Source organism: Rhodococcus sp. (in: high G+C Gram-positive bacteria), from assembly GCF_049286785.1.
Taxonomy (GTDB): Bacteria; Actinomycetota; Actinomycetes; order Mycobacteriales; family Mycobacteriaceae; genus Rhodococcus_F.
The window spans coordinates 1-2,996 of sequence record NZ_JBAQEO010000428.1; the positions used below are offsets into that span (position 1 = coordinate 1).

Annotated in this window: 4 protein-coding genes and 1 pseudogene; 2 read left to right on the forward strand and 3 right to left on the reverse strand. The window is 64.5% G+C overall.

Annotation, left to right across the window (positions count from 1 at the left end):
• Positions 1-56 precede the first annotated feature (56 nt).
• Positions 57-251: a hypothetical protein gene (locus WAW17_RS15785; RefSeq protein ID WP_005573335.1), complete on the reverse strand. Its 195-nt coding sequence runs from the start codon at positions 249-251 to the stop codon at positions 57-59.
• 175 nt (positions 252-426) lie between these two features.
• Between WAW17_RS15785 and WAW17_RS15790 the strand changes: the two genes are divergently transcribed.
• Entirely contained in the window at positions 427-780 is a 354-nt protein-coding gene (locus tag WAW17_RS15790) for a hypothetical protein (protein ID WP_422333890.1), read from the forward strand.
• Positions 781-944: 164 nt separating this feature from the next.
• Here WAW17_RS15790 and WAW17_RS15795 read toward each other — a convergent pair whose 3' ends face one another.
• Together WAW17_RS15795 and WAW17_RS15800 are read right to left on the reverse strand one after the other, a co-directional pair.
• Complete coding sequence (locus tag WAW17_RS15795; RefSeq protein WP_422333891.1) at positions 945-1,166, reverse strand: hypothetical protein; 222 nt, start codon at positions 1,164-1,166, stop codon at positions 945-947.
• 137 nt (positions 1,167-1,303) lie between these two features.
• The gene (locus tag WAW17_RS15800; protein WP_422333892.1) at positions 1,304-1,909 is read right to left on the reverse strand and encodes a dihydrofolate reductase family protein; all 606 of its coding nucleotides are present in this window, start codon (positions 1,907-1,909) and stop codon (positions 1,304-1,306) included.
• Positions 1,910-2,540: 631 nt separating this feature from the next.
• On the opposite strand from WAW17_RS15800, the pseudogene WAW17_RS15805 reads away from it, so the two are divergent.
• Positions 2,541-2,841 (forward strand): annotated as a pseudogene (locus WAW17_RS15805) (N-formylglutamate amidohydrolase); the annotation flags it as partial.
• Positions 2,842-2,996 lie beyond the last annotated feature (155 nt).

The window sequence follows — 2,996 nt, forward strand, 5'->3', positions numbered from 1 at the left end:
ACCCCACCGTGCAGATCCGCCGCCGAGCCGTCCAGGACCGTGAGCAGAGAACGCGGCTACGACTCAGCGGGCACGAGCCGCGACAGTTTGCAGTGGAACGGGAAGCGGCCCGGCGCCGTCTCGTCGACGGACTCGATCAGCGCGTCCTCACCCTCGACGCTCACGATGACGAACACCGATGTGCCTTCGGCGTGCACCTTGACACGGTCACCCACCTGCAAACCCGCGCGGGTTCCCGGATTCTCGGTCATAAGACATGACTAACCCGTCCGGTTTCGGTGTGCAAGCCGCCGATATTTGGCGGGTTCGATTCGATCTTTGCTCCGACTGCCGCATCGGGCGCGCCAAGCGCTGTGCCGATAGCCGATCGGCTACATGCAGCAGGGTCACTATCACCTGCCCTGTTGGATCGCTACTGTGCCAGGTGTGAGGGAACCGGTGCTGGATCGGCACGTCGACGTTGCACAGCTGTGGCAACTGGCCAGTGAGGCGGCCCGGAAGGGCGAGAAGTGGGGGCAGCGCAAGAAGTCGGTGAGCGACGCCATGGTGACCTACTACGCCCAGCTGCGACGTGACAGACGCGGCGCGAAACGGTGGGTCGCCGAGGTCGTTGATCTCCTGGGATATTTCGATCTGTCCGCGGACTGGCACGCAGTTGAGAAAGGCCTGCAAATACTCGACCAAGCTGACGGTGACGTCACCGGTGCCGGTGCTGAGCTACAGCGGCTCGAGGTCGTGCCGGCTTCCTCGACGAAGAACTCTCTCTTCAAGAGCTCCTAGTAGGGCGGAGTCAGGCGAACCGCTCACGTTCGCGATCCCTCGTCGAGGACGTCACGCATTATTGGAAGACCGACCAGATCGCCGCGACGGCGAGCGTGACGATGAGGGAGCCGGGGCTATATCCTCGTTCGGCCTGGCCCAATGGGGGCTAACGGTGCACCGGTTTATCTGCCCTGGATAGGTGTGGCTACTTCGGGTTGTAATTGCGGCGGCTGCGCTCCTGAACCCTTCAGGAACCTCAAATAGAACGCCACGAACACCAGGACGATGCCGACGTTCACCAGCAGCCGCTCCCAGAAGTGGTGCCTGAAGAACAGGACGTCCACGCCGACCACGACGGCTACCAGCGCGAGCACGTAGAGCACGACGGCTGCCTGCCTTCCCATCTTCCCGTTCTACTCCGCGCGGTCGCAGCGAGAGGGAGAGCCGGTGCTCGGATCGGAGGTGCCCCAGAAATGGTCGTTAGCGGGAGCTGGCCTCATGAGACACCGCAGGATTGAGACGCACGAAGGGCAGTTGCTGCTCAGCCGGCGCTGCCTCTGCGATAACGGATATGGGTGGTTAGCGGTGAGTGGAGCACCTCGACGGGCTCCAAGCCGAACGTCTCGACGCCGTCGAACATGCGCTCGCCGCTGCCTAGTAGGACGGGTGCGATGTCGAGGGTGAGTTCATCGATCACGCCGGCGTTGAGTGCCTGTCGGACTGTCGAAGCGCCACCGGCGATGTCCACGCCGTTGCCGTCGGCCGTTTCGAGCGCCTGCGCGTAGGCGGCGTCGAACCCCTCCGTGACGAAGTGGAAGGTGGTCCCGCCCTCCATCTCGATCGGTTCGCGGTGAGTGAGCACGAAGACCGGGGCGTGATATGGCGGCTCGGATCCCCACCATCCGTCCCACGCCTCGTTCCACTCACCGAGGATCGGCCCGAACATGTTGCGGCCCATGACGTAGGCGCCGCGAGGGCGCATGAGCCATCCGTTGGCCGTCTTGTCGGCTTCGGTCGCGCGCGGGTCGCCGATATGCCAGCCGTGCAGCTCGCCGCCGCGCTTGCCCAGCGGATTGTCCCGGCTCTGCTCGGGTCCGGCGACGAAGCCGTCGAGCGAGATCGACATGTGGCAGGTGGTGTCGGACATCGGCATCTCCCAGGAAGCAGTTGCGGGTTGCAGGTGGTAGGCGTCACCGTAACAAGTGGTGGGGGTCGCAAGTGCTATACACGGCACGGTGAGGCCGAAGGCTGGACAGCCGCGCTCGGGGTGCGCGATCGGATGAATCGCCGCAGGATCGACGGCAGGTGTGCTGTGCCCGCTGCACCGCACGAACCCAAGGAACCCTCACCGGCACGTTCCGATTGTCGTCCCATGACTGGAACTCGCTGACCTGCGAAGTCCCGTAGAGGTGGTCCGGGTGAAGAATCTCGAACTGGGGCGTCAAACGGTGCAGACATGTGCTCCCAACCGCGGCAAGTATCGGAATCTGCGAGAAACTCGCGGATTGCACGCATAACTCATGGAATCCATCAGTTTCGAGCGAAATCGAGGGCGGGGGCTACTTGGCGCTATGTACCGCCGCGACCAGCTGAAATCGGAGGATTCCGCATGCAACCCGACCAATCGAACCTGCGCGCACTCCGGTACTGGTCCAGTCCTTCCGTTAGGGGACCTGCCGTCACTGCAGGTCAAACCCTCATTCTGCCGGATCGATCGTCGGTCGGACGAATCGTCGTCCCCCCGCGGGCCGCGTATCGGCGGCCCGCAACCTTGCCCCATGTCCGCTGATCCAGGCAGCATCCGCGACGACGCCGACCGCTGCCAAACTTTGCCGTCGGTGACGTCTCGACCGATCCCGCACACCATCACGGCGTCTGCCCGCACCGAACGGACATCGAGCGGCGGATCCACACCTCCATCGCACCGTTCGAGGTCGCAGCCGAGGAGTCGTTCCCCGCGGCAGCCGGATTCGCCGTCACGGTCATCGTGCACCCCTTCGACGCGGCGACGGGCCCGCCACGCTATCTGCCCCCGCGGAGCCCGCCGAGTGGGCGCGCACGATCTTCTCGACCGTCGACGGCCGCACCCCTCTAGCGAGATCACCCCTAGTACTGCAACGACAGTTTGTGATGTCGACGTTTGTAGTGGCTGGCGCGGGCCCTGGCCTGGCTGGCGCGGCGCCAGTTCGACCAGTGCCAGACATGGGTAAGGGCGTGTTGGACTGGGCAGGCGA